At 60.6% G+C, this 20,457-nt stretch carries 23 protein-coding genes and 1 pseudogene; 16 read left to right on the top strand and 8 right to left on the bottom strand.

Features of this window, described 5'->3' with window-relative positions; genetic code table 11:
- Window positions 1-57: 57 nt before the first annotated feature.
- Window positions 58-673: pseudogene (locus DN388_RS03645) on the bottom strand (transposase); the annotation flags it as partial.
- A gap of 414 nt (window positions 674-1,087) precedes the next feature.
- Here DN388_RS03645 and DN388_RS03640 point away from each other — a divergent pair.
- From DN388_RS03640 to arsH, 12 genes are all read left to right on the top strand, one after another.
- Complete coding sequence (locus DN388_RS03640) at window positions 1,088-2,206, top strand: nucleoid-associated protein (RefSeq protein ID WP_254996749.1); 1,119 nt, start codon at window positions 1,088-1,090, stop codon at window positions 2,204-2,206.
- Entirely contained in the window at window positions 2,203-3,471 is a 1,269-nt protein-coding gene (locus tag DN388_RS03635; RefSeq protein ID WP_254996746.1) for a hypothetical protein, read from the top strand. The genes DN388_RS03640 and DN388_RS03635 overlap by 4 nt, the downstream gene beginning before the upstream one ends.
- A gap of 1,249 nt (window positions 3,472-4,720) precedes the next feature.
- Window positions 4,721-4,954 carry a hypothetical protein gene (locus tag DN388_RS03630; protein WP_043860445.1) on the top strand — a complete coding sequence of 78 codons (234 nt, stop codon included), beginning with the start codon at window positions 4,721-4,723 and terminating at the stop codon, window positions 4,952-4,954.
- Between the two features lie 214 nt (window positions 4,955-5,168).
- A complete protein-coding gene (locus tag DN388_RS03625) occupies window positions 5,169-6,647 on the top strand; it encodes a DUF6765 family protein (RefSeq protein ID WP_254996743.1) in 1,479 nt (492 codons plus the stop codon).
- Window positions 6,648-6,790: 143 nt separating this feature from the next.
- Entirely contained in the window at window positions 6,791-7,360 is a 570-nt protein-coding gene (locus tag DN388_RS03620; protein ID WP_054914894.1) for a TetR/AcrR family transcriptional regulator, read from the top strand.
- A gap of 58 nt (window positions 7,361-7,418) precedes the next feature.
- Entirely contained in the window at window positions 7,419-8,264 is an 846-nt protein-coding gene (locus DN388_RS03615) for an SDR family NAD(P)-dependent oxidoreductase (protein WP_229589869.1), read from the top strand.
- 60 nt (window positions 8,265-8,324) lie between these two features.
- Window positions 8,325-9,182, top strand: coding sequence for an SDR family NAD(P)-dependent oxidoreductase (locus tag DN388_RS03610; protein WP_104573144.1), 858 nt, complete (start codon window positions 8,325-8,327; stop codon window positions 9,180-9,182).
- 41 nt (window positions 9,183-9,223) lie between these two features.
- Window positions 9,224-9,922 (top strand): epimerase, encoded by a 699-nt coding sequence (locus DN388_RS03605; RefSeq protein ID WP_254996738.1) that lies wholly within the window; start codon window positions 9,224-9,226, stop codon window positions 9,920-9,922.
- 98 nt (window positions 9,923-10,020) lie between these two features.
- Window positions 10,021-10,368, top strand: a complete 348-nt coding sequence (locus DN388_RS03600) for a metalloregulator ArsR/SmtB family transcription factor (protein ID WP_043860440.1) — start codon at window positions 10,021-10,023, stop codon at window positions 10,366-10,368.
- A 15-nt stretch (window positions 10,369-10,383) separates the two neighbouring features.
- The gene (locus DN388_RS03595) at window positions 10,384-11,667 is read left to right on the top strand and encodes an arsenic transporter (protein WP_254996735.1); all 1,284 of its coding nucleotides are present in this window, start codon (window positions 10,384-10,386) and stop codon (window positions 11,665-11,667) included.
- Window positions 11,668-11,698: 31 nt separating this feature from the next.
- Complete coding sequence (locus DN388_RS03590) at window positions 11,699-12,169, top strand: arsenate reductase ArsC (protein WP_043860438.1); 471 nt, start codon at window positions 11,699-11,701, stop codon at window positions 12,167-12,169.
- A gap of 12 nt (window positions 12,170-12,181) precedes the next feature.
- Entirely contained in the window at window positions 12,182-12,883 is a 702-nt protein-coding gene (gene arsH / locus DN388_RS03585) for an arsenical resistance protein ArsH (RefSeq protein ID WP_043860437.1), read from the top strand.
- 27 nt (window positions 12,884-12,910) lie between these two features.
- Here arsH and DN388_RS03580 read toward each other — a convergent pair whose 3' ends face one another.
- Complete coding sequence (locus DN388_RS03580) at window positions 12,911-13,684, bottom strand: ParA family protein (RefSeq protein WP_043860436.1); 774 nt, start codon at window positions 13,682-13,684, stop codon at window positions 12,911-12,913.
- 109 nt (window positions 13,685-13,793) lie between these two features.
- The gene (locus DN388_RS03575; RefSeq protein ID WP_054914889.1) at window positions 13,794-14,363 is read right to left on the bottom strand and encodes a TetR/AcrR family transcriptional regulator; all 570 of its coding nucleotides are present in this window, start codon (window positions 14,361-14,363) and stop codon (window positions 13,794-13,796) included.
- Between the two features lie 135 nt (window positions 14,364-14,498).
- Between DN388_RS03575 and DN388_RS03570 the strand changes: the two genes are divergently transcribed.
- The 3 genes from DN388_RS03570 to DN388_RS03560 all read left to right on the top strand — a co-directional run bounded on the left by DN388_RS03570 (window position 14,499) and on the right by DN388_RS03560 (window position 16,464).
- The gene (locus DN388_RS03570) at window positions 14,499-15,287 is read left to right on the top strand and encodes an SDR family oxidoreductase (RefSeq protein WP_254996730.1); all 789 of its coding nucleotides are present in this window, start codon (window positions 14,499-14,501) and stop codon (window positions 15,285-15,287) included.
- Window positions 15,288-15,376: 89 nt separating this feature from the next.
- Window positions 15,377-15,517: a nucleotidyltransferase family protein gene (locus DN388_RS03565; RefSeq protein ID WP_156326212.1), complete on the top strand. Its 141-nt coding sequence runs from the start codon at window positions 15,377-15,379 to the stop codon at window positions 15,515-15,517.
- Between the two features lie 14 nt (window positions 15,518-15,531).
- Entirely contained in the window at window positions 15,532-16,464 is a 933-nt protein-coding gene (locus DN388_RS03560) for an alpha/beta fold hydrolase (RefSeq protein ID WP_254996729.1), read from the top strand.
- A gap of 42 nt (window positions 16,465-16,506) precedes the next feature.
- Here the strand turns inward: DN388_RS03560 and DN388_RS03555 are convergent, their stop codons facing one another.
- The 4 genes from DN388_RS03555 to DN388_RS03540 form a co-directional block, all read right to left on the bottom strand.
- A complete protein-coding gene (locus DN388_RS03555) occupies window positions 16,507-16,848 on the bottom strand; it encodes a HopJ type III effector protein (protein ID WP_043860432.1) in 342 nt (113 codons plus the stop codon).
- Window positions 16,841-17,137: a DUF1244 domain-containing protein gene (locus tag DN388_RS03550; RefSeq protein ID WP_043860431.1), complete on the bottom strand. Its 297-nt coding sequence runs from the start codon at window positions 17,135-17,137 to the stop codon at window positions 16,841-16,843. Before DN388_RS03550 ends, DN388_RS03555 begins: the two co-directional genes overlap by 8 nt.
- A 26-nt stretch (window positions 17,138-17,163) precedes the next feature.
- On the bottom strand, window positions 17,164-17,862 hold the full coding sequence (gene folM / locus DN388_RS03545) for a dihydromonapterin reductase (protein WP_054914885.1): 699 nt from the start codon (window positions 17,860-17,862) through the stop codon (window positions 17,164-17,166).
- 86 nt (window positions 17,863-17,948) lie between these two features.
- Entirely contained in the window at window positions 17,949-18,521 is a 573-nt protein-coding gene (locus DN388_RS03540; protein ID WP_043860429.1) for an antibiotic biosynthesis monooxygenase, read from the bottom strand.
- Window positions 18,522-18,750: 229 nt separating this feature from the next.
- Between DN388_RS03540 and DN388_RS03535 the strand changes: the two genes are divergently transcribed.
- Window positions 18,751-19,701, top strand: coding sequence for a MerR family transcriptional regulator (locus DN388_RS03535; protein WP_254996722.1), 951 nt, complete (start codon window positions 18,751-18,753; stop codon window positions 19,699-19,701).
- 85 nt (window positions 19,702-19,786) lie between these two features.
- Here DN388_RS03535 and DN388_RS03530 read toward each other — a convergent pair whose 3' ends face one another.
- Complete coding sequence (locus tag DN388_RS03530) at window positions 19,787-20,395, bottom strand: hypothetical protein (protein ID WP_088515565.1); 609 nt, start codon at window positions 20,393-20,395, stop codon at window positions 19,787-19,789.
- Window positions 20,396-20,457 lie beyond the last annotated feature (62 nt).

Here is a 20,457-nt window from a genome sequence, read left to right as displayed (position 1 = left end):
GCCTTCTGGCGGGTTTTTTCGTTATGGCGTTCCGGCGTATTCCGGCTGCTGCCAGCCGATATTCGGCCGCGCCACCGTCACCTTTTTGTAGGCATGTGAGCCGGGTTGCTTGCTGATCAACTTCATCTCGCTCATCAACTGGTGCACTTGAATTGCCCAATCGCTATGCCGTCCTCGTGCATCATGAACATGATGCTTCGGCTGCCCGCCGCGCTGCGGCTTTGAGTGAACAACTCGTTCAAGCGGCTGCGTAAAACCAACCGCTCAACGTCCGGAGATTGGCGATTGCGGTAGTGCCCGTAGTAGCAAGATCCGGGACTTCAAATATCGAGCACAACATATCAACAGGCTCTTCAGAGCGAAGCTGCTCAACTAACGCGAACGCTCGTGCTCCTCGTTCATCAAGAGCGCGGAGTGCCGGGGAGGCGGTTTTTTAGGATCGATTTTTCCCGTTCCAACCGATTGATTCGGGATTTTTTGCTGCTCGGGCGGCGCCTTGCTGGTCGGAGTGATGCCGCCTCGCTCTTGCTGGAGCTGGTTGACCCATCGACGCAGGCCCGACTCCACCAGCCCAAGTTAACGGACGGCATCGATATGGCTGTAGCGCTGATCGAGCAACAGGCTGGCAGCTTCGCGCTTGAATTCTGGGGTAAGGACGACGTTGCTTGGTCATCAGACACCTCTCCATGGCGAGCATTCTCGCCTAAATGGGTGTCTGGCTTCATTAGGCCACTACAAGCCAGAGCCAGGCCGCTGCCGAGTTGCGCTTGAGCTTGCCTACAATATAACGCCATTGGAACAAGTGAAGAGCTGAGGCGCTTTCTGATCGGTCTATGCATTTTGACGCATCGTCGGTCATCAGGCGCATGTTCGGTAGGTTCGTCATCGCGTCTGGCGAGCGCCTTCTAAGGCAGGCCGGTACCATCGGTTCAGTCGTGGGTGCCCTAGGAATTTTTAGGCTGTCGCTATTTGAACTGCTTTCCCCATCATTAGGATGATGCTAGAAAGCCATATGGCCCGTCGGTCAGGAGCAACCTGCCAGGGCTACATTTCTTCGAAGTTATCGCCGGTTTTGATAAGGAATACTATGCCTTTTGTATTAAAACATGCAGTGATTCATAGTTATGAAAAGGATGCGCATACTGGTGTGGTTGGGAATGTTGTCCGAAAGCCGCTATTTAATGTTCAGTTGGCCCCTGTGGTTTCACTGGTGTTAGGTATTCATACGATTCTAGGGAAGGCTGGGAATAACGTTGTCTGGGGGCAATTTGCTACTGATGGGCGACAGGGTATGTTTCCTGGCGCCACTGCTGCACTTGATGCGAATCTGGATTCAGCAGATATTTTTTCTGCGTTGGCGACTACAGTGATTGATGAGCTGGTTGTACAGTCTCAAGAGGAAGCCTTGTCAACAGGTGGTCATATACTTGTTTCCTCATACTTGAGCGACAACACTCCATTTATTTTGGTTACTAGCATTAAGCAGAAAGGCGGCATTAGGCTTGATGAGAACTATGTGCCTCAGGAGGTAGTTGAGGTGGATATGGATAAAATTCATCAGGCTGCCCGGATAAATCTAAGTCGTTATCGTGCAGTTGGGGAGGTTCCCAATGGAAATGATGATGCCGAAGATCAGGATAGAACATATCTCTGTTTCATAAGTCGAGGTAGGAATAGTGAAGCGTCCGGGTACTTTATTAAAGCGCTCGGTTGCAAGAAAGGAATCGCTTCTGCGCGTGCAACGAAGAATGCAATCGACTCGGTTTTTCAGTTTTTCCGTAGGAACGAAAATATTGCGCCATTTAAAATCCAGGCACGAGAGAATGTCACGCGATACTTAAATGACCGATTGGAGCAGGGGCAGCATGCTAAATTGGACGCAATTTGCTTTGCTGCGCTCCAAGCGCTTCCTATTGAACAAGCGGAGCTGGCTGGGAATCTTGATAATCTCAAAGATTATCTGAACGGTGAAGAGGTCAGAGTTCCGGATGAGTTCACTGTCAACAAAAAAGCTCTGAATGATCGAGTTAGAATCAAAGGCGAAGCAGATCATTGGACGTTGAATTTTGAAAAGGGAGCCTTGGGGGAAGATGCAAATGCTGAGGTTTATTACAATCGTAATGAAGGTACGCTAACTTTGTCTAACCCATCAGGCAAACTGTTGAGAGAGATTGAAAGGGAATTTACTGATCGGCGGCTGCAATGAATATTTTTTCTATTGTTGTTTCGCTATATAGATCTTGCGGGCGACCAGCTATCAATGGCGGAGTATTTCGATATGAGGGCGCTCCTAATTCGCAGATTTTTGATCTGGCTGAGTTATGTCGGGGGCTAGATGCGCGACACGGTAGCCTAATAGATTGCTACGAAAATGCAGGGGTTCTCACTGTAGAATTTAGAGTGCCTCGAAGCTCTGATGGCGCATTTTATTTCTCATTCGCTGAGTATGTGAGGAGCGCTAGAACTCTAGGTAAAGGAGTCGCCTCTGAGAATTTTTATATAGTGAGTGTTGATTGGGCACCATTTGATAGGGATGGAAATTTAAACTTTGATCGAATTAAAGGTGTGTGTGCGTTAATAACAAATTTATCAAGTTTGGCTAATTGGATTGATGATAAGTCCAATGACTCTTATATGAGTCTTTATTTTTCCCTGCCAGCGGATAAGGATAAACCTCCTCGGAATGTGGTGATTTCCACAAAATTTTCTGAAGACATGCTGGCTGTTGAATTACGGTTCAATGGGCTTGTGGCGGAGCTAGTTAGCGATAAGAATCGGGATAAATTGCACATCGCTGAAAGAAAGCTCATATTTGGAATGGCTCTAGCCGATATGGCTGAACGGTGTCCTCAAGGGGAGGAGACTTTTTCTTTTATAGTTTCAAATTGGGCTGGTGTTGTTTCCCTATATAGGCATAGCCTCCAGGCATACCTTTATGGTTTCTCATTTGACAAGGTTCGAGGTGAAGTTGCTAAGGCAGAGATTGAGTTTGCTGGAAAGCTCAGTTCTGTGTTGGGTGATATATCAGGAAAACTGTTGGCGCTTCCTGTTTCGATTGCTGGAGTTGTGGCGCTTAATAAGTTCAAACTGGGGTTAGAGTTCTACTCTGGTGTCCTTGGTGTTTTTCTTGTTTCGGCTATATTGCTCATGGTTGTATGGAATCAATGGTTGCAAGTTGATCGGCTTAAACATAGCTTTGATATTGTTTTTGGGCAGTTTAAAGGGAAAATTGGTAGCTATCCTAAGCCTCTGAGGGAGGCGCTTCAGAAATCTATTGGGCAGGTGAGTTCTCAGGTTGCTTTTTTGGACTTTACGTTTGGCTTTTTTATGCTGTTGGCGACAACGCCAATTTTCTGCTCTCTAGCTCTATGGGATTCTAAAAATGATTGGCAGTGTCTATTTTGGGGTATAGATCTTCTAAAATTCTCGTGGGATATACCTTCTCGTGCTCTGGCTCGGATTTTTGGCTAGAAAATTCCATTTTGTTGCGAGTGGACATTAAATTTGCTTAAGGGGTTCAATAGTGTGTTTGTAGTTAGAATTTGGCTCCGAATAATATGATAGTGCAATACTCCGAAAAACTTCCCTTTTCGGGCGGTAAATGGAGGCTTCCTGTGTTGGTCGAGTATGTATGTTTGCAAGCTTGCTTAATTGGGTGGTAGGCCCGTTATGGAGCGCAATGGCTATTCGGAGCACGTTTTGATAATGGTTTGTCAGCTTTTATCCTTTAGTTGATACGTAAGCGCTTCATCAACCCCACCGTCAATGTCGCCGCATGATCCCAGATGCGATACTCCTGATTGCCCATTTCAGAGACTCGCATGATTCGACCTGGTGCAAGAGTCGAAAAATTCTAACTGTCCCCTCACTCGTCAACTTCTGGAAACTCCTTTGAGGGCCTGATTGCGCTAATCGAAAGGACCTGAAGCAGCGGGTGTCTCTCTTAGCGCTTTGGTTCAAGGGCACGGGCTGTAGTGTAGTCGCTGAGCACTTTCTATTTTCTGAACACGTTGTGTTCGTGTGTTTATGCGATTGTGTCCCCATCGACAAGCCGAGTGGTCGCAGGTTTGATTCCTGTCTCCGGCACCAGAGGCCAGTTTCCAGAAGTCTGTAACTGTCCACGAAACAACCCCACAAAGCCCGCCTAGTGCGGGCTTTCTTGTTCTACCTGTCTCGTTTTGTCTCTTTAATGCTGTAGTTCGGAAAGTAAATTGTCCGCAAGAAGACGCCGTACATACAAGTTGTAGGAAATCAATTTTTTGATCCTCTTTCCTTCAAAAATCTAGGAAATTTCCGCCCGCCTCAGCGCTTGCGAATCGATCCCACGAGGCATAAATTCCTCCAGTCGCAGAAAAATCTGCGATCAGGTGTAGGAACCTGCTGGTAAACTTGGCGCATGCACTAGGCGCCCCTATCACAACGGCTGGCGTTTTTTTTCGCTTGCTGTGACGTGTCATGGCGGCTGTGCGTGGGCAGGCTTCGGCCTGGCCGGGTTCCAAGTTTCCCGGTATTCCTACCCCATGCACAGCTGCCACCCAATCCCGTAGGAAGGATCGTGGTAGCTCCAAAATCAAACTTGGAGTCTCATGCATGCCTATCCGCATTCTGAGCAGGATCCTCGCATCCGCTCTCCGCCTCGGTACGTCGGCGGCGTATTCCACGCACCATTTCTACTCCATCTTCACGCAGGCCAGCTACAAGTCACAGGGCGGAAATCCTCATGATTGACCTTGAGCGCCTGTCTATCCTCCAGCGCTACGCCTGGACCCTCGAATTGCTCGGTGAAGCGCTCGTTCAACATGACGAAGTGCTGGAGTGTGAACACAACCCGCAACTGAGCTTCCGCAACACAGCAGGTATTCATCAGGCCATCCGGATCATCAGCCGGCTTGCCAGTGAGCAGTGTGGCAAGTTGCTTGAACTTGAAGATTCAATGGCGGGTGAGGGCGGCTGAGAAAATTAGGGTTATAAAGCGTTGGATATGCCGCGCCACAGATTAGGCGCGGCTTATCAAAGTCCTATCAAACGAACCTTTAATCAATTCCGAAAAAGCACACTTAAGCCTTTTCCTGCAATTCAATGGCAATTAATATAAATAACAATTATCACTTGCTGATGGCTATTTGACACTATACGCATCCCTGCCTATAAACCCATGCGGTCTTTTTTTGTTAAACAAAAACTGTTTAGGGGAAAGCGGCATGGATCAGGATTTTCACTTCTACGGTACCTACCACTCAGCACTGTGCGGCGGCTTCAACAAGGACGATGCAACCCTTATTGCCAAGGCAGCCAACTTCATCGACTTCTTCAGCGAGAGCACCTATGCCTCTTACTGGAGCCTGGTCAGCGACACCCAAAAATCTGCCAAGTACAACGTCGTGGCCAAGATGGACAACCCTCGCTACACCTACCAGGGCGGGCTGCTGGGTACGATGGGGGAGCCTGAAGATGGCCTGTGGTGCTCGTACCACTTCATCCCCGGCAACTACAACGACCCGGCCGGCACGCCCAGCCGAGAAGAAACCCATGGCGCTGAAGTGGCCAACTACCTGCCCAAGTTCATCAAGCGCGACACCTTCGGCGGCGAGCAGATACTGAGAAAGTACAACGCCAGCAAGGTGAAGGATCTGCAATACGGCAAGATGCTCAACCGGCCGCAAAGCGCACTCTCGCGTAGGCTTGTTCAAGATGCCGTGCTCTGCGCTACCGATGACGATCGGCTGGAGAAGATCATCAGCCTGGCCATCGGCGGGGCAGAGGTGCTGAAGGACAATCGTGCAGACGTGCTGCGCAGGTTCAGGCTGATCCTGCTGGGGGTCAGGGCGCATGTGATCGCCGACACCTGGGCCCACCAGGACCACTGCGGCCTCGACAACGTGATGAACACCTACTGGGATGCGGACTACGATCCGGACTCCTGGGAATGGTCCAAGATGGGCTACGGCCCACAGGCCATCTATTACATGGACGGCTCGTCGAAAAACTGGAACAGGAAAGTCCTGAAATCATCCGACACCAAGGGCGTGCCGTTCGCGAACCCCAACTTCGAAGCGGCCCCCAGCGGTACCAGTTATCTGGGCCACGGCTGGCTCGGGCACTTCCCCGACTACAGTTTCGCCAAGTTCAGGTACAAGCCTTGCTGGTCCAACCCCAAGCAGATGGTCGAGCGCGATAACCCCAAGGAATATGAATCCGCCTGGCTCGAGTTGACCAGTTTGTTTTGCCAGGTAAAAACAGGCAGGAAGTTGCAGTTGGATGACCGCATCAAAGACGAAATGAGCAAAGCGCGCCAGGCCATCGAGGCCCCTTGCGACCTTACCAAGGGCATCTCGGGAAGAAAGAGTTCGGAGCTCGCCTGGAAGCGCATTCTTACCGAAAAGCCAACTTCGGAAATCAATGTGGACCTGGAGCCCGACACCCATGCGGTTCTGGAGGGCATGGTCCAGATCAGTACCGAGATCCATCGCTTCGGCACCAACTACGTGAATATCCAAAGCGATCTGTACCTGTTCCAGATTGCTGCCGACTATCACTTCCAGTTCGTGAAACACTACGTTCAGGCCAACGATATCTATCACTTCACAAGCTCGTGGTCGCGGCAGCGGAGTACGTTGTCGGACGCCATCGTCAACCTGTTCGAGTAGCGCCGGATAACGGCTATCAACCCCCCGGCGCCATGCCGGGGGGCTTGCCGTTCGGCACCGTCGCGTCATCCGCCCCTTGCATTCACCCAAGGGTCAGGAATATAGTTGACTGATTACTCAGTCTTCTTAAGCGAACCCCCTCCATGGCACGTCCCCTCAGCCCCGAAAAACGTGAAGCCTTGCTGTTGTCTGCAATGCAGGCGGTCGCCGAGCTGGGCGTGATGGCCAGCACGTCGAGCATTGCGCGGCGCGCCGGGGTTGCCGACGGCACCTTGTTCACCTACTTCAGCAGCAAGGAGGTGCTGTTCCAGGAGCTCTACCTGCACCTCAAGCAAAGCCTGGTGACGGCCATGATGTCGGACTTCCCGGCCCAGGCCGACTACCGCCAGCGCATGGAGTACATCTTCAATCGCTATGTCAGCTGGGGCCTGAACAATGCCCTGGAGCGCGTGGTGCTGGCACGGCTGTCGGCGTCGGGGCAGGTGACCGCAGAAACCCGCGCACTGGGCGCGCAGCCGTTCCAGGCCGTGTCCAGGACGATGGAGGGCGGGGTAGAGGACGGTGTGCTGATCGACGCCCCGATCAGCTTCATTTCTTCCGTGATCGAGAGTATTGCCACCACCACCATCGAACACATCGAGAAGTCCCCGGAGGAGGCCGACGGCCACCGCCAGCTGGGCTTCCATATGCTGTGGCGCGCCATTACGGCGTAAAAGCCTTGCCTTTTAACTGAGTGATTAATCACTCACAATTTGTAACAGGAGTATCTTCATGGCTGTTCAAAAGTGGTTCATTACCGGTGCTTCGGGTGGCCTGGGCCTGGCCCTTACCGAAAAGGCGCTGGCCCAGGGGCATACCGTGGTCGCCGCAGTGCGTCGGGTCGAGGCGATGCAGGCGTTGCAAAAGGCGTATCCAAAGCGCCTTCATGTGGAAGCGCTCGACGTGACCGACCGCGAACAGGTACGCGCCGTTGCCGCCCGCCATCCCGATGTGGAGGTGGTGGTCAACAACGCGGGCGGGGCGGTGATCGGTGCGATGGAAGAGATGACCGACGCCGAAGTCGAGCAGCAGATCGCGCTCAACCTGATGGCGCCGATACAGGTCACCCGCGCCTTCATGGCGGCGATGCGCGCACAGCAGCGCGGTACCTTCATCCATGTCAGCAGCGTCGGCGGCCGTACCGCCTACCCGGGCGGCTCGCTGTACCACGCGGCCAAGTACGGGCTGGAAGGCTTCGCCGAAGCGGTGGCGCAGGAGCTGGCCGAGTTCGGCATCAACACCCTGATCATCGAGCCAGGTTCGATCAAGACCGGCTTCGTGGCCAACATCCGCTGGACCGAGCAGCTCGACGCCTACAAGGGCAGTGCGGTCGGCAACCTGCGCGGGTGGATCGAACAGCATGGCGAAGACACCGCCTCGGGCGACCCGCTGAAAATGGCCGACGCCATCTACACCCTCAGCCAGTTGCAGAAGCCGCCGCTGCGCACCGTGCTCGGCGGGGATGCCTATGCGGCGCTGGAGGCCGGCTATGCACGCAGCCTGGCGGACATTCAGGCACAGAAGGCGCTTGCCGAGTCGGTGATGCTGGAAGGCAAGGCCGGCTTTCGGCCCGAGTGAGCAGCCCCTCTTTTACGTTGCCCATGCGCCGCGTCGGCGTTTTGAAAAGGTTGAATGATCATGTCTGAAGTCTGGTTGATTACCGGTGCGTCCCGAGGCCTGGGGCGCGCCATTCTGGAGGCGGCGCTGCACAGCGGCGCCAAGGTGCTGGCCACTGCACGCGACATCACACGCTTCGTCGAGCTGCAGGCGCAGTACGGCGCCAACCTGGCCACGTTCGAACTGGACGTGACCGACGAACGGCAGGCCAGGCACGCCGTGGCCGAGGCCGTGCGCCGTTTTGGCCGGCTGGATGTGCTGGTCAACAACGCCGGCTTCGGCCATATCCAGCCGTTCGAGCACATCCCCACCGATGATTTTCGCGCCGAGGTCGAGACCAATCTGTTCGGCGTGGTCAACCTCACCCGTGCGGCCATCCCGGTGATGCGCGCCCAGGGCCGCGGCCATATCTTTCAGGTGTCATCGGCCGGCGGTCGCATCGCAAGCCCGGGCCTGTCGGCCTATCAGGCGGCCAAATGGGCCGTGGGCGGGTTCAGTGACGTGGTCGGCAAGGAGGTCGCGCCGTTCGGCATCCAGGTGTGCACCCTGGAGCCCGGCGGCATGCGTACCGACTGGGGCCACCAGGCCCGCAGCACGCTCACCGAGCTGGCCCCGGACTACATGGCGTCGATGGCCGCGTTCAAGGCCTTGATCGAGTCCTACGTGGGCAACGAAGTGGGCGACCCCGAGCGCATTGCACAGCTGATCGTGGCGCTGGCCGCTCGTGAAGGGCTGCCGTCGCGTCTACTGTTGGGGTCGGACGCCTTGTATGTGGTCGAGGTGGAAGAGGCCGCCCGCAGCGAAGCGATGCAGCGCTGGAAGCCGGTAAGCCTCGCGGCCGATTTCGGCACGGCACCGCCGCAATGGCCGTCGGCATGAAGCCGGCGCACCCTTCAAACTGAGCGAGGCCAGCCTACGCCATGAACATAGTGATCTTTGGTGCATCCGGCATGATCGGCAGCGGGGTACTGCGCGAATGCCTGGCGGCGCAGGATGTGGAGTCCGTTCGCTTGATCGGGCGCTCACGCCTGAACGCCCAGCACCCCAAGCTCCGGCAGGTGGTCAGGCCGGCCTTCGCCGATAACCCGTCCACGCTGCTCGACGACGACCTGCGCGATGTGGATGCGTGTTTCTTCTGCCTGGGCGTTTCGGCGGCGGGCATGACCCAGGCGCAGTACACCCACATGACCTACCGCCTGACCCTGGCGGTGGCCCAGCGCGTGTGCGAGCTCAACCCGCATGCCACCTTCATCTACGTCTCCGGGGCGGGCGCCGACAGCAGCGAAACCAGCTCGACGATGTGGGCGCGGGTGCGCGGCATGACGGAGAACAGCCTGCTGCGCCTGCCGTTCAGGCGCGTGCACATCCTGCGCCCGGCGGTGATTCAGCCGTTGCATGGGGCCACCTCCAGAACCCGCGCGTACCGCGTGTTCTACCGGCTCACCGGCCCGCTGCTGGGCCTGGCGCGTGCGCTGTTGCCCGAAAAGGTGCTGAGCACCGAGGTCATCGGCCAGGCAATGCTGTCGATCGCCCGCCATGGTGCCAGCCAGCCCGTGCTCGATTCGGCGCAGATCTACCACACGGCCTTGCGCGAAAAACCGGCCCCCAACGGCGGGTGACGCGCTGGGGTGGTTGATGGCAGGCGCTGAAAAATCCGGTTGCAGATAACATATGGATATCCGTATATTCGGTTATCCATATGTAAGGGCCGCCCACAATGATTACCCCACCCGAGCTGTTCAAGAGCCTGGCCGACGAAACCCGCGCTCGCGCTGCGCTGCTGATCGCAGAGCAGGGCGAGCTGTGCGTGTGCGAGCTGATGTGCGCCCTGGGCGACAGCCAGCCCAAGATCAGCCGCCACCTGGCGCAGCTGCGTACCAGCGGCCTGCTGCTCGACCGTCGCCAGGGGCAGTGGGTCTATTACCGTCTCAACCCGCAACTGCCCGGCTGGGTGCACGACCTGCTGCAGGTGACGCTGCGCGCCAATGCCGACTGGCTCAAGGACAACACCACACGCTTGCACAACATGGACGGTCGCCCCGTTCGTGCTGCTGCCTGCTGCTGAGCCAGGAGCGCCCCGATGCTGATTGCCATCGCTGTTTTCCTGCTCACCCTGACCCTGGTCATCTGGCAACCCCGCGGCCTGGGCGTCGGCTGGAGCGCCAGCCTCGGCGCACTGCTGGCCCTGGCGCTGGGTGCGGTGTCGCTGCACGACATCCCCACGGTGTGGGCGATTGTGTGGAACGCCACCGCCACCTTTATCGCGATCATCGTCATCAGCCTGCTGCTCGACGAGGCCGGCTTCTTCGAATGGGCAGCCCTGCACGTGGCCCGCTGGGCGCGTGGCAACGGGCGCCGGCTGTTCGCCTTCATCGTGCTGTTGGGCGCTGCGGTCTCGGCGCTGTTCGCCAACGACGGTGCGGCGCTGATCCTTACCCCTATCGTCATGTCGATGCTGCTGGCGCTGCGTTTCTCCCCAGCTGCGACCCTGGCGTTCGTCATGGCCGCAGGCTTCATTGCCGACACCGCCAGCCTGCCGCTGGTGGTCTCCAACCTGGTGAACATCGTCTCGGCCGATTACTTCGGCCTGGGCTTTGGCGAATACGCGGCGGTGATGGTGCCGGTGAACCTGGTGAGTGTGGCGGCCACCTTGCTGGTGCTGTTCCTGTACTTTCGCCGCGACATACCGGTGGTGTATGAGGTACAGGCACTGAAGGCGCCGGTGCTGGCGATCCGCGACCGCGCCACCTTCCGCGTGGGCGGGGGCGTGCTGGTGGCGCTGCTGGTGGGCCTGTTCCTGCTCGAGCCGCTGGGCATCCCGATCAGCGCCGTGGCGGCGGCCTGTGCAGTGGTGCTGTTCATCGTCGCTGCGCGCGGGCATGTGATCTCCACCCGGCGCGTGCTGCGCGATGCGCCCTGGCAGATCGTGGTGTTCTCGCTGGGCATGTACCTGGTGGTGTACGGCCTGAAGAACGCCGGCCTTACCGACCTGCTCACCCAGTTGCTGGACCGTCTTGCCGCCTATGGCGTGTGGGGCGCATCGCTGGGCACCGGGCTGCTTGCCGCGGTGCTGTCTTCGGTGATGAACAACCTGCCCAGCGTGCTGATCGGCGCGCTTTCGATCCACGCCAGCGAAGCCCAGGGTGTGGTGCGCGAGGCGATGGTCTACGCCAACGTCATCGGCTGCGACCTGGGCCCCAAGATCACCCCCATCGGCAGCCTGGCCACATTGCTCTGGCTGCATGTGCTGGCGCGCAAGGGCACGCGCATCACCTGGGGCTACTACTTCAAGGTCGGCCTGCTGCTGACGGTGCCGGTGCTGTTGATCACGCTTTCGGCCCTGGCCCTGCGCCTGAGCCTTTGACCATTCTGCCTGCCAAAGGGAGTACACCACCATGCGAGTTCTGTTCATGTGCACGGCCAACAGCTGTCGCAGCATCCTCTGCGAAGCGATGTTCAATCACCTCGCCCCGGCGGGCTTCGAGGCGTTGAGCGCCGGCAGCTTCCCCAGGGGGCAGGTGTTGCCGCGCAGTCTGCTGACCCTGCAGCAGGCCGGCATCAGCACCGCGGGCCTGAGCAGCAAGGGCAACGAGGCCTTCGCGGCCAACCCGCCGGATATCGTCATCACCGTGTGCGACAAGGCCGCAGGCGAGGCGTGCCCGGTGTTTTTCGGCCCGGCGCTCAAGGCCCACTGGGGCCTGGCCGACCCTTCCGAACAACCCGGCACCGACGACGAGGTGGAGGCGAACTTTCACCATGCGCTGGCGCGTATCGAGCGTCGCTGCCGGGCGTTTTTCGCGCTGCCATTCAGCCAGCTCGATGCCCACGCGCTCAAGCGTGAACTCGACCGCATTGCCACGCTCTGACCCGGAGGCCCCATGCACCACGACCTGCCCAACCTCGACCCGAGCCTGTTCGAAGGCCTGCCTACCGCCCTGCAGGCCGGCGAGCGAAAGCCGCGCATTCTGTTGCTGTACGGCTCCACCCGCGAGCGTTCCTTCAGCCGGTTGCTGACCGAGGAGGCCGCGCGCCTGCTCCAGCATTTTGGCGCCCAGACGCGCATCTTCGACCCCAGCGGCCTGCCACTGCCGGACGACGTACCGGTGGAGCACCCCAAGGTTCAGGAACTGCGCGAGCTGGTGCTGTGGTCCGAAGGCCAGGTGTGGTGTTCGCCTGAACGGCACGGCGCGATGTCGGCGGTGTTCAAGGCGCAGATCGACTGGGTGCCGCTGGCCCTCGGCGCCATTCGCCCCACCCAGGGCAAGACCCTGGCCGTGATGCAGGTGTGTGGCGGTTCGCAGTCGTTCAACGTGGTCAATCAGCTGCGCGTGCTGGGGCGCTGGATGCGCATGTTCACCATCCCCAACCAGTCGTCCGTGCCCAAGGCGTACATGGAGTTCGACGAGCAGGGCCGCATGAAGCCCTCGCCGTATTACGACCGGGTGGTGGATGTGATGGAAGAACTGGTCAAGTTCACGCTGCTGCTGCGCGACAGCCAGGCGCACCTGGTGGACCGCTACTCCGAGCGCAAGGAAACGGCGCAGGCGTTGTCCGATCGCATGCGCCAGGCGTCGATCTGACGCCAGGGCGCAACCGGCGGGCAGCCCTCAGGCAGCCCGCTCCAGCGCCCCCAGCAGGTCGACGAATTCGCGCGACAGCTTGTGCCGCGGTGCCATGTGCACCAGCGGCACCGACAGCTCGTGGGATTCGCGCATCTTCACCGAGCTGCTCAGGTACACCGGCAGCACCGGCAGGCCCTCGGCCAGCAGTTCATCAACCAGGCTCTGGTGCAGCGCGGTGCGCGCGACGAACTGGTTGGCCACCACGCCTTCCACCTGCAGTGACTCGTTGTGGTCCTGGCGCAGTTCTTCCACCTGTTCGATCACGCTGTACAGCGCCTGGCGCGAAAAGCTGTCGCAATCGAACGGAATCAGCAGGCGGTCGGCGGCCACCAGCGCGCTGAAGGTGTAGAAGTTCAGCGACGGCGGGGTGTCGATGTAGATGCGCTCGTAGTCTTCGGACAGTTCAACCAGCAGCTTGCGCAGCTTGTTGATCTTGAACTTGCTCTCCAGCTTGGGCTGCAGGTCGGCCAGGTCGGGGCTGGCGGTCACCAGGTCGAGGTTGTCGTAGCGGGTGGGGGTGATGCACACGCGCCCGCGCTTGCTGCCCGGTGCGCTGGAGAGGGTCTGCTTGAAGAAGTCGCTGATGCCGGCCGGGATGGCGTCGCCGAGCAGGCCGGTGAGGTAGTGGGTGGTGTTGGCCTGGGGGTCGAGGTCCACCAGCAGCGTCCGATACCCTTCGGTGGCGCTGACGGCGGCAAGGTTGCAGGCGATACTGGTCTTGCCCACGCCCCCTTTCTGATTGAATACGACACGGCGCATTGAGTTTCGAGTCCTTGTCAAAGGCCCGCTGCAACAGGGCTGCAGCGGGAACAGCTTCCATACTATGACCAAAAGGTTGCAGTTTTAAGACAACTGCGGGGCGGGCACCTCAGTCGGCGAGCGGGGCAACGATGGCCTTGCGGCACACCTCGATGATTTCGTCGGCCAATGGCGCATCGTCCGGGCAGGCGCGCGACAGCATGATCGCGCCCACCGCCTGGGCAAAGCGCTCGATCATCCTGGCGCGTGCGGTGTGCGGGTCTTGATCGCCGTTTTCGGCACCTGCGTGCTCGGCCCGCTTGAGCAGGCCCTCCAGGCCGTCGGCAAAGGTCGCCTTGATTGCGGCCGGCTGGCGCGCCGCGTCGCCACACAGGGCGGCCATGGTGCAGCCGGTGCTGCGTGCATCGCGGTGTTCGCGCGACAGGTAACGCTGGAAAAATTGCGCCACGTCCAGCGCTTCTTCGGCGCTGGCAGTCTTGGCCAGCCCGCAGGCAGCAGCCTCGGCCATCAGGTCGGCCTTGGAGCCGAAGTGCTTGTAGAAGCCGCCGTGGGTAAACCCTGCCGCCGCCATCAGGTCTGCCACGCCCACCCCGTCATAGCCGCGCTCGCGAAACAGTTCGGACGCGGTTTCGACGATGTGCGTGCGATTGGCTTGCGCCTGTGCCTTGGTGACCCTCATGTGCAGGTTCCTCGCTGCGTGTGCCGTCAATCAGGGGCCCACTATACATTGATGTCAACCATCATCAAAACCGTTGACGATTAAGATTATGGTCATCATCATAGCGGCTCGTTACCCAATCGAGAGCGCAACCCCATGACTACCCTTGCCACTGTTCTCATCACTGGTGCTTCTTCCGGTATCGGCGCTACCTACGCCGAGCGTTTTGCCCGTCGTGGCCATGACCTGGCGCTGGTAGCCCGCGACAGGCCTCGCCTTGACGGGCTGGCCAGCCGCCTGGCCCAGGCTCACGGCGTGGCCGTCGAGGTGTTGCAGGCCGATCTCACCCTGGCCCAAGACCTTGCCAGGGTCGAAACCCGCCTGCGCGAAGATGCCCGCATCGGCGTCCTCATCAACAACGCCGGGGCGGCGCAGTCGGGGGCCTTCGTCGAGCAGAGCGCCGACAGCGTCACGCGCATCATCACGCTCAACACCCTCGCGCTGGCGCGCCTGGCCCATGCCATCGCGCCACGGTTGGCGCAGGCCGGGGAGGGGGCCATCGTCAATATCGGCTCGGTGGTAGGGCTGGCACCGGAGCTGGGCATGACGGTGTATGGCGCCACCAAGGCGTTCGTGCAGTTCCTGTCGCAGGGGCTGAGCCTGGAGCTCTCGCCCAGCGGCGTATACGTGCAAGCGGTGCTGCCTGCGGCCACGCGTACCGAGATCTGGGAGCGCTCGGGCATCGACATCAACACCCTGACGCAGGTGATGGAGGTGGACCACCTGGTGGATGCGGCGCTGGTGGGGTTCGATCGCCGCGAGGGCGTGACCATCCCGCCGTTGCATGACGACGCCCGCTGGACGGCCTTCCAGGCGGCGCGTCACACCCTGATCTCGGACATCCGCCAGGCCGAGGTGGCGGCGCGCTACACCGAGCTTGCCTGAGGCGGGCGCGGGCCGGCGCGCCGATGATCGGCGCCGGTGCCCGCGCAACCTGCCGGTGGCCGAACCCACAATGATAAGTCGCTGCGCCCCTGGGGCTGGATGACCTGTTCGGGCTGGTACTGCGCCGCACCGCGCGTTACGTTAGCCAGAAACAGACGGTCTACGCCTCGCGCATCACCCACAAGGGCTGGCCCACCTGCTGGCCGATGCTGCGCTGCGAAGGGCCCTGAAGGAGCCGGCACCGATGAATCAACCCCTCACCACCCAGGCGCCCAGCGTTGCCCAGCCGTTTCGCGAAGAGGCGGCAGACGGCTTCAGCCTGGGCGGCTTCACCTGGCGCCACGGCGCGGCGGACCCCACGCGGGCGGTGGTCATCATCAACGCCGCCACCTCGGTGCGCTGCCGTTTCTATTCGCGTTTTGCCGACTACCTGTTCGCCCATGGCGCCGACGTGATCACCTACGACTACCGCGGCATCGGCGAATCGCGCCCTGCCGCCTTGCGGGGTTTTCAGGCCAGCTGGTCGGACTGGGGCCGGCTGGATTTCGAGGCGATGCTCCAGCGCGCCCGGCGCGAGTTTCCCGGGCAGCCCATCGATGTGGTCGGGCACAGTTTCGGCGGTTGCGCGCTGGGCCTGGCGGCGTCGGCGGCGAGCATCCGGCGGGTGGTCACGGTGGGCGCGCAGTTCGCCTACTGGCGTGACTATGCCCCGGGCAGCCGCTGGCAGCTGCTGTGCAAATGGCACCTGGCAATGCCGCTGCTGACCCGCGTGTTCGGCTACTTTCCCGGCAAGCGCCTGGGCTGGATGGAAGACACCCCGGCCGGCGTGGTGCGCGACTGGGTGACACCCGCTGCTACCTATGAACAGCGGCCCAGCGGTCGCGCGCTGGGGGCGTTGGGCTTTGGCCAGGTGCAGGCCAGTATCCTGGCGATCAGCCTGACCGACGACCCGTTCGGTACGGTGCCGGCCATCGAGCGCCTGCTGGGCTACTTTACCGCCAGCGCGTGCACGCACCTGCGCATCGCCGCGCAGCTGGTCGATGCCAAGGGTGTCGGTCATTTCGCGTTCTTTCACAGCCGCTTTCAGGCGCAGCTGTGGCCCATAGCCCTGGGCTGGCTGCACAGTGCACAACTGCCGGCGCAGGTGCCCGGGCAGGTGATCGAACCCCAGGCATGAAAAAACGGCCCAGGCGGGCCGTTCTTGTGCAGCGGTGTGGCGTCAGCCCTTGCGTTGCAGCGGCGCGCCGGCGAACGTCACGCCGGCCAGGCCGTGCTGCATCAGCGCACGAATATTGGCGTGGTCGCTGCCCTCGGGGGTGGCCAGCACCGAGCGGTAGTGCTCGCCGAACGCCAGCAGCGCGTGCTGGTCGCTCAGGCCTTCGAGTAGTGCCAGGCCCAGGGTCTTGCACGACCCTTCGTTCTGCCCGGCGGCGTTTTCCACACCGCCATTGGTGAAGGCCTGTGGCTGGTAGGTGTAGCCCTGGGCGATGAACGCCAGCGTGTCGGCGAATACATGTTCGCCACTGTCGAGTTGGCTGCGCAGGGTGTTCAGGTCAGTCATGGGGTTTTCCTTTGGCGAACGCCGCTTGCTGTTCGGCGCTGGCTTCTTTCTGGTATTGGGTTTTCCACTCGGCGTAGGGCATGCCGTAGACCACTTCGCGGGCGTCATCCAGGCTCAGGTCGATCTGGCGCTCGTCGGCGGCGGCCTTGTACCACTTGGACAGGCAGTTGCGGCAGAAGCCGGACAGGTTCATCAGGTCGATGTTCTGCACATCGGTGCGCTCGCGCAGGTGCGCTACCAGGCGGCGAAAGGCCGCCGCTTCGAGTTCGAGTTGCTGTTGCGGGTCCATGGGGGTTCCCTTCACGGTGCAGCGGCTCATCCGGCCGCGATGCGGTTCTTCAAATGGCGGCCACCGTTGATGACCACGTTGCTGCCGGTGCTGTACTGGCTGTCGAGCAGGAACATCACGGCCTCGATCAGCGGCTGGGCACCGGGTTCGAATTCAAGCAGGGCCTTCTTCAGCGCCTGCTGGCGGTACTGCTCGTCGCCGTCTTCCTTGAAGATCAGCAGGCCGGGCAGGATGGCGTTGACGCGCACGCTGGGGGCGTACTTCTCGGCGAACGACAGCACCATGTTCTGCAACGCCGCCTTGGTGGCGGCATAGCCGATATGGCTCTTGCTGCCGCGCGAGGAGGTTTCGTCGCAGATGTGGATGATGTCCGACTTGTCCAGCTTGAGCAGTTGCTCACCCAGTGCCAGGTTCAGGTGGTACGGCGCTTCCACGTGCAACTTGAACATGGTGTTCAGGTTGGCCAGGTCATCGTCGAGCCACAGCGAGGCGTTGTGGATGATCGCCCGCAGGCCGTCATAGCGGCTGCGCAGGTGGTCGATCAGGGCCAGGCGGTCCTGCTCCAGGCACAGGTCGGCCTGGAACTGCACGATGTTCGGGTGGGGCGCCTGCGCGCTGATGCTGCGGCTGGCGCTGACGACCGTGTGGCCGGCCTGCGCCAGTTTGATGGCCAGCGCGAGCCCGACTCGCTGGCTGGCCCCGGTAACAAGAATTGGGCTGTTCATGTAATGGGCGGTCAACTTCAGATATTCGCTTGGGTAGGCCCCAGCATACCCGAACTCGCCGCCGTTGCACGCCCCGGGGCGCTGCGTCAGCGGGTGCCCACGGGCGGCGCGGCAACGCTCTGCGGGGCAGGCTTGGGGTGCAGCCAGCTGGCCAGCAGGTGGGTCGACAGCGGGATGAACAGGTAGACCATCAGCGGGGTCAGGGCCAGGGTGCTCAGCAGTACCCGTGGCACCAGGCCGAGCTCGCCCAGCCAGTGGCCGAACAGCAGGTTGAAGGCCAGCGACACCGGAAAGAACGCCAGCCAGATGGCCACGGCCTGTTTCCAGCGCGGTGGACGTTGTGCCAGGGCCGGGCCGAACCAGCCGTCGATGCCGCTGACCCGGTGCTCGTGGGGCTGCTGGAACAAGCCGTTGCCGCGGGCCAGCCAGGCGCTGCGCGAGGCGGAAAACTCCCAGGCATGCAGGGTTTTCTCGTCGGCGAAGCGGAAGATGATCTGGAATTCGTCGTCGTTGGGCGGCGGGGCCAGTACGCCGGAACCCAGGTAGCCGGGAAAGTCGGTAGCCAGCTGTTCGCCTTCGCGCAGCCAGGCGATCAGGTCTTCGTAGCGACCCTCGGCAACGCGGCGCGCCACCATCAAGGTAACCGGAGGGGTAGACATCGTGTATCTCCTGGTAAAAACCGGCGCGGCGGGTAGCCACGGCCATGCAACGCTGCCCGGGGTGGTGGGTGGCGTTCGAGTGTTCGTGTGGGAACAAGCAAGGATTATTCCGCAAATAAGCTGACTCGTCAGTGCTGATGTGTCGGCTGCCCGGCGCATGGTGCTTGCGGCGGGCTGGTACAAGGGGAGTAGAATTGCCTTTCACTACGCAATCACGGTCTTTACGGCGATGATCGAGCCTGATTCGGCTTCCCTCCCTGATGCTCCCCACCGGCAGGAGGAGCTTTTCCCCATCCGTGAAGTGGCGCGCCTGACCGGCATCAACCCGGTCACCCTGCGTGCCTGGGAGCGCCGTTATGGGCTGATCCAGCCGGTACGCACCGAAAGTGGGCACCGCCTGTATTCCCAGGCCGACATCGATGACGTGCGCAGCATTCTGGGCTGGATCGAGCGCGGCGTGGCGGTGAGCAAGGTCGGCAAGATCCTTGCGCGCAACCAGGCGACCCAGCAGCAGGCCCCCTCGGCCCAGGTGCCCGGCACCCAGGCGGACTGGAAGCAGTGGCAGGTGCAGTTGCGCCAGGCCGTCAAGGCATTCGACGAGAGGCGCCTGGAGCAGGTGTACGGGCAGGTCTTCGCCAGCTATCCGCTGGTGGTGGTGTTCCAGGACATCCTGATGCCGGTATGGCACGACCTGTGCGCGGCCGGCGAGGCATTCGGTGCGCAGAGCGAGTGGCTGTTTCTCGACGGCTTCCTGCGTGCCCGGGCCTTGCAGCGCCTGCAACTGGCCCGCGAACAGCAGGAGGTAAGCGTGGTGCTGGCAGCGATGCCGGGGCACTGCCGCGAGCTTGAGTTGCTGGTGGCGGCCCTGATGCTGGGCAGCAGCGAGGTGGTGATCAGGGTGTTGGCCGTGGGGCAGCCGCTGGAGGAGCTGAGCCTGGTGTGCGAGCGCATGGCGCCGCAGGCACTGGTGCTGTTCTCCAACCATTCACCAACGGCCGAGCTGCCCAAGCGCTTGATGCGCCTGGCCCAGGGCCTGGATTGCCCGTTGCTGTTCGCGGGGGAGGCGGCGGAGCTGGCCCAGGATGCGCTGATGCGCTCGCAGGTGGCGTGCCTGGGCAGTGAGGGGCGCTTGATGCGTCGGCGCCTGCAGCAGTACCTGGCAGAGCACCTGGATACCTGAAACCCCTTCGCCGGCAAGGCCGGCTCCTGCAGGCAGTTGCAGTCCTGCAGGGGCCGGCCTTGCCGGCGAAAGCCGCGCTGCGGTGTTAATCCGGATGCAATTCGGGATGCGCCAACCGGTGCTGGCGCAGGATGTACTGGCGCAACCGCTCGATCTCGTGGGGCTGGTGCTGGCTCAGCCGATACGCTGCCAGCCCGTCGGCCGTCTTGCGCTGCAAGGTGCCCTGCAGGTTGATCGGCGCGTCGGCCTCGGGGCTGAACCACAGGTTGAAGGTCTTGGGCGGCTTGCGATTGCGCGGTACCTGCACCAGCACACCGCGAAACGACATCTCGCACACCTTGAGGTCGGTGCTCAGGCCCAGCTCGTCGTCCAGCGCAACCGGCGGCTCCAGCGTGAGGCGCCAGGGGCGCATCATCGGCCCGTCTTCATAGATGCTCGGTGCGCCCAGTTGCAGGCTCACCGCATGGAACTCGTCTTCCACCAGCTGCAGTGGAAAGCTCATCTGCTGGTTCTCGAAATTCGCCTGCAGGGTCACCTGCTCCTGGGCCACCAGCCGGGTCAACAGTTGCTGCACCTCGCTGCCGCCATCAAGGCGCAGGCTGGAGGTGACGTCCGTCAGGTTCAGCTGTGGCGAACGGTGCATGGTCTGAATGAAATCCAGCTCATCCTGGGTCAGGAGGGCATCTGATTGCATGGGCGAACTCGGCAATTTCAATCGGGAATCATTTCTTCGTGGGTGATGGACAACGATTCGCT

Origin of the sequence: Pseudomonas sp. S12(2018), assembly GCF_024355235.1 — a bacterium.
In the GTDB taxonomy this organism is placed as follows: Bacteria; Pseudomonadota; Gammaproteobacteria; order Pseudomonadales; family Pseudomonadaceae; genus Aquipseudomonas; species Aquipseudomonas palmensis.
Note: the sequence above shows the minus strand (reverse complement) of the source record. Positions and strands in the feature narration are given on the sequence as shown.